The 13,649-nt window shown below is 42.8% G+C and carries 14 protein-coding genes; 9 read left to right on the top strand and 5 right to left on the bottom strand.

Features of this window, described 5'->3' with window-relative positions:
- Nucleotides 1-160: 160 nt before the first annotated feature.
- Complete coding sequence (gene dnaA, locus ACTWPX_RS03010) at nt 161-1,516, bottom strand: chromosomal replication initiator protein DnaA (protein ID WP_443118453.1); 1,356 nt, start codon at nt 1,514-1,516, stop codon at nt 161-163.
- Nucleotides 1,517-2,191: 675 nt separating this feature from the next.
- Between dnaA and rpmH the strand changes: the two genes are divergently transcribed.
- The 9 genes from rpmH to ACTWPX_RS02965 all read left to right on the top strand — a co-directional run bounded on the left by rpmH (nt 2,192) and on the right by ACTWPX_RS02965 (nt 10,795).
- Nucleotides 2,192-2,326, top strand: a complete 135-nt coding sequence (gene rpmH, locus ACTWPX_RS03005) for a 50S ribosomal protein L34 (protein WP_035545113.1) — start codon at nt 2,192-2,194, stop codon at nt 2,324-2,326.
- A gap of 383 nt (nt 2,327-2,709) precedes the next feature.
- Nucleotides 2,710-3,063: a ribonuclease P protein component gene (gene rnpA / locus ACTWPX_RS03000; RefSeq protein WP_443118452.1), complete on the top strand. Its 354-nt coding sequence runs from the start codon at nt 2,710-2,712 to the stop codon at nt 3,061-3,063.
- Nucleotides 3,064-3,177: 114 nt separating this feature from the next.
- Nucleotides 3,178-3,939 (top strand): YidC family membrane integrase SpoIIIJ, encoded by a 762-nt coding sequence (spoIIIJ, locus tag ACTWPX_RS02995; protein ID WP_443118451.1) that lies wholly within the window; start codon nt 3,178-3,180, stop codon nt 3,937-3,939.
- Nucleotides 3,936-4,550: an RNA-binding cell elongation regulator Jag/EloR gene (jag, locus tag ACTWPX_RS02990; RefSeq protein WP_443118450.1), complete on the top strand. Its 615-nt coding sequence runs from the start codon at nt 3,936-3,938 to the stop codon at nt 4,548-4,550. The genes spoIIIJ and jag overlap by 4 nt, the downstream gene beginning before the upstream one ends.
- A 340-nt stretch (nt 4,551-4,890) precedes the next feature.
- Nucleotides 4,891-6,267 (top strand): tRNA uridine-5-carboxymethylaminomethyl(34) synthesis GTPase MnmE, encoded by a 1,377-nt coding sequence (mnmE, locus tag ACTWPX_RS02985; protein WP_443118449.1) that lies wholly within the window; start codon nt 4,891-4,893, stop codon nt 6,265-6,267.
- A 22-nt stretch (nt 6,268-6,289) separates the two neighbouring features.
- The gene (gene mnmG, locus ACTWPX_RS02980) at nt 6,290-8,179 is read left to right on the top strand and encodes a tRNA uridine-5-carboxymethylaminomethyl(34) synthesis enzyme MnmG (protein ID WP_443118448.1); all 1,890 of its coding nucleotides are present in this window, start codon (nt 6,290-6,292) and stop codon (nt 8,177-8,179) included.
- Nucleotides 8,180-8,196: 17 nt separating this feature from the next.
- Nucleotides 8,197-8,916 carry a 16S rRNA (guanine(527)-N(7))-methyltransferase RsmG gene (gene rsmG / locus ACTWPX_RS02975; protein ID WP_443118447.1) on the top strand — a complete coding sequence of 240 codons (720 nt, stop codon included), beginning with the start codon at nt 8,197-8,199 and terminating at the stop codon, nt 8,914-8,916.
- A gap of 507 nt (nt 8,917-9,423) precedes the next feature.
- Entirely contained in the window at nt 9,424-9,918 is a 495-nt protein-coding gene (locus ACTWPX_RS02970) for a metallophosphoesterase family protein (RefSeq protein ID WP_443118446.1), read from the top strand.
- A gap of 115 nt (nt 9,919-10,033) precedes the next feature.
- The gene (locus ACTWPX_RS02965; RefSeq protein ID WP_443118445.1) at nt 10,034-10,795 is read left to right on the top strand and encodes an SDR family oxidoreductase; all 762 of its coding nucleotides are present in this window, start codon (nt 10,034-10,036) and stop codon (nt 10,793-10,795) included.
- Nucleotides 10,796-10,879: 84 nt separating this feature from the next.
- Here ACTWPX_RS02965 and ACTWPX_RS02960 read toward each other — a convergent pair whose 3' ends face one another.
- From ACTWPX_RS02960 to ACTWPX_RS02945, 4 genes are all read right to left on the bottom strand, one after another.
- Entirely contained in the window at nt 10,880-11,749 is an 870-nt protein-coding gene (locus ACTWPX_RS02960; RefSeq protein WP_443118444.1) for an SDR family oxidoreductase, read from the bottom strand.
- 109 nt (nt 11,750-11,858) lie between these two features.
- Nucleotides 11,859-12,332 carry a hypothetical protein gene (locus tag ACTWPX_RS02955; protein ID WP_443118443.1) on the bottom strand — a complete coding sequence of 158 codons (474 nt, stop codon included), beginning with the start codon at nt 12,330-12,332 and terminating at the stop codon, nt 11,859-11,861.
- A 23-nt stretch (nt 12,333-12,355) separates the two neighbouring features.
- Nucleotides 12,356-13,342 carry a DUF3231 family protein gene (locus ACTWPX_RS02950; protein WP_443118442.1) on the bottom strand — a complete coding sequence of 329 codons (987 nt, stop codon included), beginning with the start codon at nt 13,340-13,342 and terminating at the stop codon, nt 12,356-12,358.
- Nucleotides 13,314-13,538 (bottom strand): hypothetical protein, encoded by a 225-nt coding sequence (locus ACTWPX_RS02945; protein ID WP_443118441.1) that lies wholly within the window; start codon nt 13,536-13,538, stop codon nt 13,314-13,316. Before ACTWPX_RS02945 ends, ACTWPX_RS02950 begins: the two co-directional genes overlap by 29 nt.
- Nucleotides 13,539-13,649 lie beyond the last annotated feature (111 nt).

Raw genomic sequence — 13,649 nt, 5'->3', positions numbered from 1 at the left:
CCTAATGAGCATATATTTAATTATTTTTTATATAAAATATAGTAATAGTACTAGTATGGGCTGTGGAAATGTGGATAACAGGAATTAAGACTGTCAGTTGTGGGTTATCCACATGTGTATAAGGTGTTGACGAATCTGTACCCTTTATACACATTATCCACTAGTGAGTTTTCAGTTGTTCTTTGATTTCATCTAGTTCCCTTTGCAGCTGCTGATCATCTGCTACCATTCTTGATATTTTTTCATGAGCATGGATGACTGTCGTATGATCCCGGCCTCCAAACTCTTCCCCGATTTTAGGCAATGAAAAGTCAGTCAGTTCTCTTGAAAGGTACATGGCAATCTGACGAGGGAAGGCGACGGATTTCGTCCTTTTTTTAGCAGGGAAGTCTTCCAATCTCACATTATACTTCTCTCCTACTATCTCTTGTATACCTTCAATCGTTATTACTTTCGGTTTTGAACTAGGAATGATATCTTTCAACGCTTCAGCAGCTAATGAAGCATTGATATCCCTGTTGATCAGGGAAGAGTAAGCAACCACACGGATAAGCGCCCCTTCAAGTTCACGGATGTTGGTATCGATTTGATTGGCGATGTAAAGCATCACTTCATTAGGGATATCCAGGCCTTCTGCTTTAGCTTTTTTGCGCAGAATCGCAATCCTTGTTTCTAGATCAGGCGGTGTAATATCTGTAATCAGTCCCCATTCAAATCGCGAACGTAATCGGTCTTCCAATGTAGGAATTTCTTTTGGAGGCCGATCACTTGAGATGACGATTTGTTTGCTTTCTTCATGGAGTGTATTGAATGTATGGAAGAACTCTTCCTGTGTTTGTTCTTTTCCAGCTAAGAACTGGATATCATCAATTAAAAGCACATCGACACTGCGGTATTTATTACGGAAGTTCACCGCTTTATTGTCACGGATGGAATTGATGAATTCATTGGTGAATTTTTCTGATGATAAATAAACGACTTTCGCATTAGGGTTGTGATCCAGTACATAGTGGCCGATGGCATGCATGAGGTGGGTTTTACCCAGTCCGACGCCCCCGTAAATGAACAGTGGATTATAAGCTTTGGCAGGTGCTTCAGCCACAGCTAAAGAAGCCGCATGAGCGAACCGGTTCCCCGAACCAATGACAAATGTGTCGAAGGTGTACTTCGAGTTCAGCATGCTTTGTGGTGATTCCTCATTGCCATTGTTTTTGACATTCGGTACTTTTTTCGATGAAAGTTTTACATCTTCCAATGATTCCTCTTTAGATTCCGGGATGATGAACTTCGTATCCAGTTCCGCGCCCGTCACTTCATATAAGGTCTCTGTAATCAAACCTTCATATTGATTTTCAAGCCAATCTCTGGCGAATTCATTCGGAGCAACGATCGTAAGCGTATTTTCATTAAGAGAATCAGCTTTTGTCGCTTTCAACCAGGTCTCAAAACTCGGCTTGCTGATTTTCTCTTTAATTTGATCCAACGTATTCGTCCATAATTCATTGATGTTCTCCAAATTTTTTCACCCCTTTCTGTTTCAGTGGAAAACAAAAAAACCTTTCGTTCTCTTTTTCGAACGTAGCAAAAGGATCGAAAGGCGTTCGTATAAGGTTTGTATAATATTCTACGATAAAAAACCTCTGATCGGATGTGGATGTCCGAGGATTGATTTCACTAGAGTTCTAGATAGTTATTTTCAGTATCCACATACTTGTGCATAATCACATAAACAAGCGTGTTAACAACTGTCCACATGTTATCCACACTCTGTGGAAAAGATTTTTAGTCTTCAGAAGTCAGTCACGGTTAAACACAAATATAATACCAAATAAAACAGCTTGTTGCAATGGTTCGCTTTAACTTATCCACAATTATAACAACTTGTAGACAATCTTCATCCACAGCAGTAGAATTTGTGATTTTCTTGTCGATAATTGCTGTGGACAGTCGTATCCACAAGAAAAAATTATACACAACACCTGTGAATGTTCGCTAGGGGATGTTTTGTTCGCCTTTATTATGGAAGATTCGAACTTTTGTTATAGTACAGGGCTGTTATATAACGCTGTGATCCTTATCCATTGAATGTAGAAAATGAATGTTGACAAAAGGGGAGTATTTTGATTATACTAATCGGGACTGCCTTTTAGATTATGTATTATTGGAATTTTTCCCAGGAGGTGTATATATAATGAAACGCACATTTCAACCAAATAACCGTAAGCGCAAAAAAGTACACGGCTTCCGTGCACGTATGAGCAGTAAGAACGGTCGTAAAGTTCTTGCACGCCGTCGCAGCAAAGGAAGAAAAGTTTTATCAGCATAGGCCACTGAAAACAATCAGTGGTCTTTTTTTCAGTATAAGGTGACAGAAGCAGGGGCGGATCTAACGTCCCTCTTTTGTTTTGAGAGCAGCCGAAGGTCTTCAGAAGGCGCCGGCGCTTTTCTAATGTCCAGCTCCAACGCCTAGTCCCTCGCGACATAAGTCGATGATCTCCGTGAGGAAAAATCACCTCACTGCGAACCTCGTCTTATGAGTGTCGGGCCTATCCAGGCGTTTGCGCTTTTCTAATGTCCAGCTCCAACGCCTAGTCCCTCGCGACATAAGTCGATGATCTCCGTGAGGAAAAATCACCTCACTGCGAACCTCGTCTTATGCGTGTCGGGCCTATCCAGGCGTTTGCGCTTTTCTATAGTGGAGGGTGTTCGATGAAGAAAGCTTATCGGATTAAAAAAAATGAAGAGTTTCAAAAGGTTTTTCAAGGTGGGCAATCATTCGCTAACAGGCAATTGGTCCTTTATTATATGGAAAAAGAGGACCAGTCCCATTTCCGTACCGGTTTATCTGTCAGTAAAAAAATTGGTCCGGCGGTATTGCGGAATCAGGTGAAGCGATATTTAAGGCAGGCCTTCCATGAACTTGAAGACCATATACATCCTCATTATGACCTGGTCATAATAGCAAGGAAACCGACGAATCAAATGGGTTTTCATGAAATAAAACGAAGCTTGCACCATGTTTTATCAAGGTCCAAGCTATTAAATAAAAAAATTAGACTGTAATCATATAGAATTATGCTGGGAACTAATGCTAAACTTATGAATGTCATGTAGTATGTATTATATTCAAAGGTTAGTTTTTTAGCTTAAGAGCGATTCAGTAAGGAGGAAGGAACGTTGCGTAATAAAATGTTAACCCTGCTTGCGATGGCAGGTTTGCTTACGTTCCTATCCGGGTGTATGGATGTGAACCAGGACATCACCACGGATAGTACAGGATTCTGGAATGAGTACGTTGTTTATCCATTGTCGAAAACTTTGTTGTTTTTCGCTGATTTCACAAACGGAAGTTATGGTTTGGCGATCATTATCGTCACCATCATTATCCGCGTGTTACTTTTACCATTGAACGTGAAGCAATTGAAGAGTTCAAAAGCCATGCAGGATATCCAACCAGAACTGAAAGAATTGCGTGAGAAATATTCATCAAAAGATGCTCAATCACAACAAAAACTGCAACAAGAGACGATGCAGCTTTTCCAAAAAAATGGAGTCAATCCATTAGCGGGCTGTTTACCGATAATCGTGCAAATGCCGATTTTGATCGGTTTCTATCATGCAATCATGAGAACTGCAGAAATTCAGACCCATAATTTCTTATGGCTTGAATTGGGAAAATCAGATCCATTCTTAGCGATATTGACAGCTGCGACCACATTCCTGCAACAGAAATTAATGATGGCTGGCGGAGCGGCGGCACAAAATCCGCAAATGCAAATGATGCTTTATATCATGCCGCTTATGATTGGTACCTTTGCCTTCTTCTTCCCATCAGCGTTGGCGTTGTACTGGATTGTCGGTAACATCGTGATGATTCTTCAAACCATTTTCATTCGTAAACCTATGATGAAAGATGCGACGGGAGGAGCAGGCGAGTGAAGCAAATAACTGCTACGGGAAACACAGTTGAAACGGCCATCCAATCAGCACTAGAGCAATTACAGACATCAGAAGATCAGGTGGATGCCGAGATCATTGATGAAGGTAAAAAAGGATTTCTTGGCTTTGGTACAAAACCAGCCATTGTTAAAGTATCGATTAAGAAAAATCCGGTGCAGGATGCCGAAACATTCATCTATGAAGTAGCAGAACAAATGGGCGCTCCTGTTCAAGTGAACACCGAAATCCACCAAAGAGAAATTTATATGGATTTAGAAGGTGAAAAGATAGCCATGCTTATTGGAAAACGTGGTCAAACGTTGAATTCTCTCCAATACTTAGCTCAATTGGTCATCAATCGTGAATCAGATATTTTTTACACAGTGATGCTGGATGCGGAAGGATATCGCGGCCGCAGGAAAGAGACCCTGGAAAACTTGGCTCAACGTCTTGCTGAAAAAGCGATCCGTACGAATCAAGAAGTCAAGCTCGAGCCGATGCCTTCCTATGAAAGAAAAATTATTCATACAGCCTTACAAGATCATAAAAAAGTGAATACGGATTCTGATGGCAATGACCCCAGGCGGCATATCGTCATCCGCCCTTCTTAATGGTGTCACCCGAATACTTCTGTCAAAATACATTGGCAGAAGTATTTTTTTTGAGTTGCTATGAATTTATTAAACTGCCCTCAGGTATTTCGGGTCAAGATTCCAGCGCTCTTTGTCCAAAGGCAGGGGACCGTATCGCTCTATTAAAAATTGGGAAAAATGAAAAGAAAATCAATTATACACATGTGGATAATTGATGAGCGAATTTTTATTCCTTACTAGGGTGTTGATATCTTTTCAAAACACGTGGCGGTGTGGTAAGGTAGTATGTTAGTGACAACAATAAAAAAATTAATTGTGGATAACTATAGATACGTAATATTTCAGGAGGTGAGTGCGTGTGGAAACGGATACGATAACTGCGATTTCGACTCCCATGGGTGAAGGTGCGATTGCTATTGTCCGTTTGAGTGGACCGGAAGCGGTTAAGATTGCTGCTGATCTATTCAAAGGGAAAGATTTGAACCATGTCGATTCCCACACAATGCATTACGGAAAAATTATTGATCCAGAGACGGGTGAAATGGCGGAAGAAGTGATGGTATCCGTCATGCGTGCCCCGAGGACATTTACAAGGGAAGATATCGTTGAAATCAATTGCCATGGCGGCTTAGTTTCAGTGAATCGTCTGTTGGAGATTGTACTCGCAAGTGGAGCAAGATTGGCAGAGCCGGGCGAGTTCACTAAGCGGGCGTTTCTTAATGGACGCATCGATTTATCTCAGGCCGAAGCAGTCATGGACTTGATTCGGGCAAAAACAGACCGGGCTATGAATGTCGCCTTGAAGCAAATGGATGGCCGCCTATCAAAGCTGATCCAGGAATTGAGGCAGAAGTTGCTTGAAACATTAGCTCATGTAGAAGTGAATATCGATTATCCTGAGTATGATGATGTCGAAGAAATGTCTCATGAGATGATGGAAGAAAAGACGAAAGAGGTCCATGAAGAAGTTTCCCGTTTATTAGAAACAGCAAAACAAGGGAAGATTCTTAGAGAAGGGTTAGGAACGGCGATCATCGGCCGGCCTAATGTCGGAAAATCTTCGTTGATGAATGCTCTGGTTCATGAAAATAAAGCGATTGTGACTGAAATCCCTGGAACGACCCGTGATGTCATTGAAGAATATGTTAATGTCAGAGGTGTGCCACTAAGGTTAGTCGATACAGCGGGCATCAGAGAAACGGAAGACATCGTCGAGCGTATTGGTGTTGAGCGTTCAAGGCAGGTGTTGAAAGAAGCTGACCTCATCCTTCTTGTGTTAAACTATGGGGATGAATTGAATGAAGAAGATGAGAAATTATTTGAAGCGATTAATGATATGAATGTCATTGTCATCGTCAACAAGATGGATTTAGATCATAAATTAGATATCGATCGAGTGAAGCAACTAGCGGGAGAGCATCCTGTCATCACAACTTCATTGATTCATGAAGAAGGGATTGACCAATTAGAGAAAGCTATTGGTGACACATTCTTTGAAGGAGATTTGGACGCTGGTGACATGACGTATGTATCCAATGTCCGGCATGTCCAATTGCTCAAGCAGGCGAAGCAATCACTTGAGGATGCACAAAGCGGAATGGAACTGGGTGTGCCTCTTGATGTCGTCCAGATCGATGTGACGAGAACATGGGAGATCCTTGGTGAAATTGTCGGTGAGACCGTACATGAGAGCTTGATCGATCAGTTGTTTTCACAGTTTTGCTTAGGAAAATAATCAACAAAGGAGAGACATCCAAATGACATATGATGCAGGGCATTATGATGTAATTGTAATAGGTGCCGGTCATGCTGGAGTAGAAGCAGGACTTGCTGCTGCAAGACGTGGAGCCAAAACGCTTATGCTATCCTTGAACCTTGACCTTGTTGCTTTTATGCCATGTAATCCGTCCATCGGAGGACCGGCAAAAGGGATTGTAGTACGAGAAGTGGACGCTTTAGGCGGTGCAATGGGGAAAGTCATTGATAAGACACATATCCAAATGCGTCTTCTCAACACTAGAAAAGGGCCAGCAGTAAGGGCATTACGTGCTCAAGCGGATAAGCCCCTTTATATAAAAGAAATGAAGCAGGTCCTTGAAAACCAGGAAAACTTGACGCTTCGTCAAGCTATGGTAGAGAAGGTCTTAGTGGAAGATAATCAAATCAAAGGGGTCGTCACAGAGACAAAGGCTGCTTATTATGCCCCTTCAGTAATCGTAACTACAGGTACGTTCATGCGCGGCAGAGTCATCATCGGAGATTTATCTTATGAGAGTGGACCGAATAACCAGCGTTCCACCGTTTCCCTATCAGAACAGTTAGAGGAAATGGGCATCGAAATGGTCCGTTTCAAGACAGGGACGCCGATGCGTGTGAATAGTCATACCATCGACTACTCAAAAACGGAAATCCAGCCAGGGGAAGAGGAGCCTCGTTCCTTTTCTTACGAGACCACAGAATTTATTACAGATCAAATTCCGTGCTGGCTGACATATACGAATGAAGAAACACACAGAATCATCAATGATAACCTGGGACTTTCAGCGATGTATTCAGGGGCGATCAAAGGAACGGGGCCACGTTATTGTCCTTCGATCGAAGACAAAATCGTACGTTTCAATGATAAGCCACGTCACCAAATTTTCTTAGAACCAGAAGGAAGAGATACCGAGGAAGTCTATGTGCAAGGACTTTCCACATCTTTGCCTGAATTTGTTCAAAATGAGATGATGCGGACCGTCCCTGGTCTTGAAAAAGCAGAAATCATGCGTGCCGGCTATGCGATTGAATATGATTCTGTCGTACCTACACAACTGTGGCCGACGCTTGAGACCAAACAAATTGAAGGTTTATTCACAGCTGGACAGATCAATGGTACATCCGGCTACGAAGAAGCAGCAGGCCAAGGACTTATGGCTGGAATCAATGCGGCCGCGAAAGCATTGAATTTAGAGCCATTGATTCTTGATCGTTCTCAAGGTTATATCGGGGTCATGATTGATGATCTTGTCACGAAAGGAACGGGAGAACCTTACCGCCTGCTGACATCCCGTGCTGAGTTCAGATTGATGCTCCGCCATGATAACGCTGACCTTCGATTAACGGAAATCGGCTATCAATTAGGTTTGATTCCTCAAGATCGTTACGAACGCTTCCAGGAGAAGAAACGTTTGATTGAAGAGGAGAAGAAACGCTTGGACAAGGTCATCTTGAAAGAAACGGATGAAGTACAGGCAGTCATCGAAGAAGCGGGCGGATCCAGGCTGAAAGATGCTGTAAGAGCGATCGACCTTCTGAAGCGTCCAGAGATGAAATACAGTCACCTTGAGAAAGTGACACCTAGTGATGTTTCACTGCCGGAAGATGTCAAAGAGCAAGTGGAAATCCAGGTGAAATACAGCGGGTATATCAAGAAAGCCCTGGAACAAATCGACCGTATGAAGAAAATGGAGACGAAGAAGATTCCAGACGACATTGATTATGATGCCATCAATGGACTTGCGACAGAAGCGCGCGATCGCTTAAAAGCCGTCCGTCCATTATCGGTCGGTCAAGCGTCCCGTGTCTCAGGTGTCAATCCAGCTGACGTATCGATTCTCCTTGTCTATATCGAACAGGGTAAAATTGCGCGCGTATCTGGCGAATAATTTGAAAGGATGGACTTATGGATACAAACACCTTTCTGGAAGCTCTGCACAAACAGGGCATTGTACTGGATGAAAAACAACAAAACCAATTCCACCGTTATTTTGAGATTTTAGTGGAATGGAATGAAAAAATGAATCTCACAGCGATTACCGATCAGGAAGGGGTTTATCTAAAACACTTCTATGATTCTCTGACTGCTGCCTTTTATTATGATTTTAACGATCAACCGATCCGGATTTGTGATGTAGGAGCAGGAGCGGGCTTTCCAAGTCTTCCATTGAAAATCGTCTTTCCCCATTTGAAAGTGACGATTGTCGATTCTTTGAAGAAGCGGATCACATTTTTGAACCACTTAGCCCATGAATTGGAATTGGATGATGTCGCTTTTTATCATGACCGTGCCGAAAATTTCGGTAAAAACGCAGATTTTCGGGAAGGATACGACCTTGTCTTGGCCCGTGCTGTGGCGCGAATGTCCGTACTAAGTGAATTGTGTCTTCCACTGACAACAAAAGGCGGTCACTTCATTGCAATGAAAGGGCCTAATTTGAATGAGGAAATGGAAGATGCGCAGGTCGCAATCCAGACCGTTGGCGGGGAAGTAGTGTATGTACACACCTTTGAACTGCCTGAAGAAGGTAGTGAACGTAATATAGCGATTATTGAAAAACGGAGAAAAACACCGAAGAAATATCCACGAAAAGCGGGCACACCAAACAAAACACCGATTCAATAAGCACCTTAACCCTCTCTATCTTCAGATGGAGAGGATTTTTTTTAGACCCAGTTAAAAGTGACCTATTCCCCAAACTCGCAGGATACTTGAAGACTCGATTCCAAGATACTGTGTGGAGAAGGGGCGTTGGGGAACGGGGACTCACCTAGAACTCTTTTCCCACAGGAGCCTCCCCGTTCCCCAACGCCCCTTGCAATATAGGTTTCTGTGGAATCGGTCGAAACTACTTTTAGCCTGGAAGGTTGAGATAATGCTCAAACCCCCATGATAGATCCTTTTATGATCTGGAATGTTGGTTTCGTTCCTCCAATCATGGAAATGGGGTCTTGGAAATGGTGAGACTCCTGCGGGAAAGGATAGACTGGCGAGACCCCACAGGGGCGCAGCCCCGAGGAGGCTTGCCGTCTTCCCCGCGGAAAGCGAGCCATTTCCAAGATCCTATTTCTCCAAGTAAAAGCAACGAAACCGAGCTTACAGATAAGGGACTTTAAAGAAAAGAGGGAGAATATGAACCTTTTAGTAATATCCGATACGCATATGCCTGAGAAAGCACGACAGTTACCAAGACGTTTAATAGAGGAGCTGCCTACAGCTGACATGATTATCCATGCAGGAGATTGGAAGAGTTTAGATATTTACGAACAACTGAAAACCTCTGCGCCTGTTGTTGGTGTTTATGGCAATATCGATGAAGAAGATATCCGCGGAGTCTTCCCTTATAAACAGAAAGTGGAATGTGAAGGGTATACAATCGGGATCGTCCATGGGCATGGAGAAAAAAAGACTACAGAAAAACGCGCCCTCGAGGCGTTCGAGGAAGAGCCTGTCGATTTACTCATTTTTGGCCACTCCCACATACCGGTTCTCCGTTACTTTAAAAAAACACTCCTGTTCAACCCTGGTTCTGTAACAGACAAACGCAGGCTGCCTTTCTATTCTTTCGGGAAAATCACCTTAGAGAAAGATTGTTTACACGCAGAACACATCTTTTTCAAAAAATGAAGGAAAAAATTTTCTTTGTTCATTTAACATTATGAAAAGGATTTTCTTTATTGGGATAAAAGAGTTATAATAGGGTATGAAAGCGCTATTAATAATAGATCGAAAGGGGATTTCAATGAAACAAGGTTTATTTCAATTAGATGGGAAAGTTGCAGCCGTTACAGGAGGGACCCGGGGCATTGGTCGTTCAGTCGCAATCGGATTGGCAGAAGCAGGGGCAGACATCGCTTTGCTGCAGCGCAAGCCCGATCAAACCGATGTGAAAGAGGAAATTGAATCTCTTGGAAGGACATGTCATATCATTGCTTGTGATCTGAATGATGCAGAACAAGTAAAAGGTGCGATTCCTTCAGTTGTTGAGACTTTTGGAAAAATAGATATCCTTTTAAACGCGGCAGGAATCCAAAGGCGTTCAGACGCTGTAGACTTCTCAGAGGAAGACTGGGATGAAGTGATTAACATCAACCTGAAAACCACATGGGTACTCTGTCAGCAGGCAGGAAGGTATATGGTATCACAGGAAAGTGGCAAAATCATAAACTTCGCGTCATTACTATCCTATCAAGGAGGTATTCGGGTACCTGCCTATGCGGCTTCAAAAGGCGGTGTTTCCCAATTGACGAAAGCCCTATCAAATGAATGGGCTCCCCATCATGTGAATGTCAACAGCATCGTGCCAGGTTACGTTGCTACAGATATGAATACGGCCCTCATCAATGATGAAAACCGTAACCAACAAATCCTTGACCGTATCCCAGCAGGCGATTGGGGTAAACCGGAAGATTTCATAGGTGCTGCTGTATTTTTAGCATCAGATGCCTCTCAATATATCCATGGTCATCAACTAGCTGTAGATGGTGGCTGGCTGGGCAGATAAAAAAATTCCGTATCACTAATAGTGATACGGAATTTTTTGTAGTGTCACAAGTCCGTTCATTGGCTCATACTCCTCAACCGTCGATCAGCTGGAGGTGAACATGCCGCCATTGATATGAATGAACTGGCCTGTCATGTAGGTGGAATCATCAGAGGCAAGCAGGACAAAGCTGCCGACATGCTCCACCGGTTGCCCAGGACGTCCCATCGGTGTGTTGGTTCCGAACTGCTCCACTTTTTCATCAGAAAATGTTGATGGGATCAATGGAGTCCAAATTGGTCCTGGGGCAATGCCGTTGACACGAATTCCTTTATCCACGAGCTGTTTAGCCATGGAGCGGGTGAATCCGACCACAGCTCCTTTTGTCGCGGTGTAATCAACCAGTTCGGGGTTACCGATATATGGATTCACGGAAGCGGTGTTGATAATGGAGCTACCTTGTTTCAAATGCGGAATCGCTGCTTTGGTCAAGTGGAACATTGAATAGATATTAGTTTTAAATGTGCTTTCTAACTGCTCGGCTGAAATATTCAAAATATCATCAGTCGGGTGCTGTTCGGCAGCATTATTGACGAGTATATCCAACTGTCCCAATTCATCGACCGTCCGATTCACGGCATCTATACAGACAGATTCTTCACCTACATCTCCCGGAATTAAAATCGCACGGCGGCCTTGAGCTTCCACTTGCTTCTTTGTATATTCAGCATCTTCGTGTTCTTCCAGATAGGAAATAGCTACGTCAGCGCCTTCTTTGGCATATCCAATGGCTACAGAGCGGCCAATACCACTGTCGCCACCGGTGATGAGCGCAACTTTACCTGCTAATTTATTTCCACTTTGATAATCATCGTCCGCCTGTAACGGAGAAGGGTTCATCTTACCTTCCAATCCTGGCTGTTTTTCCTGTTCCTGGCCTGGTTGTCCTTCGGTTTGCCGATTGTAACGAGTCATACCTAAACTCCTCCTCAATTGATGATTTGTAAAGTCTCATTCCACCATTTGGGATATTTCAAACGCAATCAATGTAAGCCCAAATCTTAAGAAAATAAGGAAATCCCCCTCATGATGTTGAATGAGGAGGATTTTTGCTGAGTAAAATTCGTTTGATTACAACTCCTATTATGATGCCTGGTATGAGAAATAAAATCGGCAGCCATACAGGTCCGAGTGGGGTGCCGGCAATTTCAAAAACGGGAGAAAAGATGAGTCCTACTGTTACGGTATAGGCAGAAAATGCAAAAGGTAAATAGGCATAAGGAGGATGCTGTGCTTCAGCAAAGCGATAAGCATCCCAAACAGCGAACATATACACACATGGATAAAACATGAGCCATTGATAGTCCGTCACTTCAATTGCTTGATTGATTTCTCCGGTAAAGCTGAAGATGATGGCCATGTTGAACGAGCTATTAAGGTTAATGATGACTTCTAAAATGATGAAAGCAATCCCCTTCAGGACATGACCGTTCAAAATTTGACCGAACCCTGGAAAGGCGATGCTCCATAACAAAATCTCTAAACGTTTTTCATTCATATATATTCCTCTTCCGCTAAAGGTTATTGGATGAGTTGCTGCCGGTCCGGGGCTTGAGGCGGTTCTTCAAACCAGCCATTTTTGATCATGATATCCATCCCATCTTTAGCATACATAGCAATATCGACAGACAATCTTTGATAAGTGAAGATGAGGTCATACCTTAAGCTTGCTGATGATGCTGTTGCATAATTGCCATGCCCTGCAGAGCTTAATACGCCTATCAAGTAAATCATCAATCTGTCTGAAAATACTGGGTCTGTAGCCATCGTTAGGAAATTAGAAGAAGTCATCGGAGTTTGAATACCGGACTCGTCCAGTACACTTGAAAAAAGTTTACGGTGCTTAATAGAGAGCTTTTTTCCTTCTCTCATATACTTCTTAATGGTTTGGTTTTTGCTTGATTGAGCAAACCCCTGACAGATCACTTCACCGATTGAATTCGTTTTATAGTTTTCAAATAAGTGGGAGATTTCAATGGCATTCAACGAACGTTTATTGAAAGGATGTAAATAGCTTTTTCCTTTGACATACTCGATTTGGTCCTGGATTTCCACTTGGGGAGCCCTTACGTATAAGCCTTTATTCATTCCGAGCTCGACACATTGGTTATAAAGGACGCTCTGTCTTTCTATTCGGTTAGTGAAAAAACCCCTTACCTCTTCACTGGCTGAGGTTCCTAAGGATAAACTGGCGGAAGTTAGACCGACTTTCCCGAGGTGTTCAAGGAAATTGAGAATAAAGGCATCCGTAAATAACTTAGGGGCGTTTAGATTCACATCTTCTTTTCCGTATCCGTGAGGAACAGGTAAGTGTTCGTCTTTAAAGATCTGTGTACATTGACTGACTCCATTGTTTGCAGTTTGCTTCGCTACTTCGAGAAGGGGACGAATCTCATCATCGTCTAAAGTCTTCTCAAAATAATCAAGTAGTGGAAGTGTCATACTATTTTCCATGTATTGGGTCCATAACACTCCGATTTCATTGGCTGTCAGTATTTTTTGAGACATGGTTCGATTCCTCCTGAGGTGATGATTGCGACGTACGCTGGCTGACTTCCTCTTTGTAAAGCATAAAAAAGGGTAAGCACATTAAATTTACAATGAATGTGTAAATGAAGAGCTTTGCCAGCCAATCAATGACAAAAAAAGCCGCTGTAAACATGGCAATAAGAATAATGAATGGACTGATATAGGCATACAGCATTTTCGTCCTCCTTGTTTCTCTGTCTATCTTTTCCGAACGGGTATAAATTATTACTTGGTGCAGAAAATATAATAGAAATTTCTTTAAGCATTAGACGTCTGACCCTCAAGT

The organism is Halobacillus sp. H74 (assembly GCF_052246715.1).
Taxonomy (GTDB): domain Bacteria; phylum Bacillota; class Bacilli; order Bacillales; family Halobacillaceae; genus Halobacillus; species Halobacillus litoralis_A.
This window is presented reverse-complemented; position numbering and strand designations above follow the sequence as displayed.

Bases quoted from the DNA above. Each gene is read 5' to 3' on its own strand.
- ACTWPX_RS02945 (WP_443118441.1), bottom strand. From the start codon at position 13,538: ATGCTGTATGCCTATATCAGTCCATTCATTATTCTTATTGCCATGTTT.
- mnmG (WP_443118448.1), top strand. From the start codon at position 6,290: ATGACATATGATGCAGGGCATTATGATGTAATTGTAATAGGTGCCGGT.
- rsmG (WP_443118447.1), top strand. From the start codon at position 8,197: ATGGATACAAACACCTTTCTGGAAGCTCTGCACAAACAGGGCATTGTA.
- rnpA (WP_443118452.1), top strand. From the start codon at position 2,710: ATGAAGAAAGCTTATCGGATTAAAAAAAATGAAGAGTTTCAAAAGGTT.
- ACTWPX_RS02960 (WP_443118444.1), bottom strand. From the start codon at position 11,749: ATGACTCGTTACAATCGGCAAACCGAAGGACAACCAGGCCAGGAACAG.
- rpmH (WP_035545113.1), top strand. From the start codon at position 2,192: ATGAAACGCACATTTCAACCAAATAACCGTAAGCGCAAAAAAGTACAC.
- ACTWPX_RS02955 (WP_443118443.1), bottom strand. From the start codon at position 12,332: ATGAATGAAAAACGTTTAGAGATTTTGTTATGGAGCATCGCCTTTCCA.
- ACTWPX_RS02965 (WP_443118445.1), top strand. From the start codon at position 10,034: ATGAAACAAGGTTTATTTCAATTAGATGGGAAAGTTGCAGCCGTTACA.
- ACTWPX_RS02950 (WP_443118442.1), bottom strand. From the start codon at position 13,342: ATGTCTCAAAAAATACTGACAGCCAATGAAATCGGAGTGTTATGGACC.
- ACTWPX_RS02970 (WP_443118446.1), top strand. From the start codon at position 9,424: ATGAACCTTTTAGTAATATCCGATACGCATATGCCTGAGAAAGCACGA.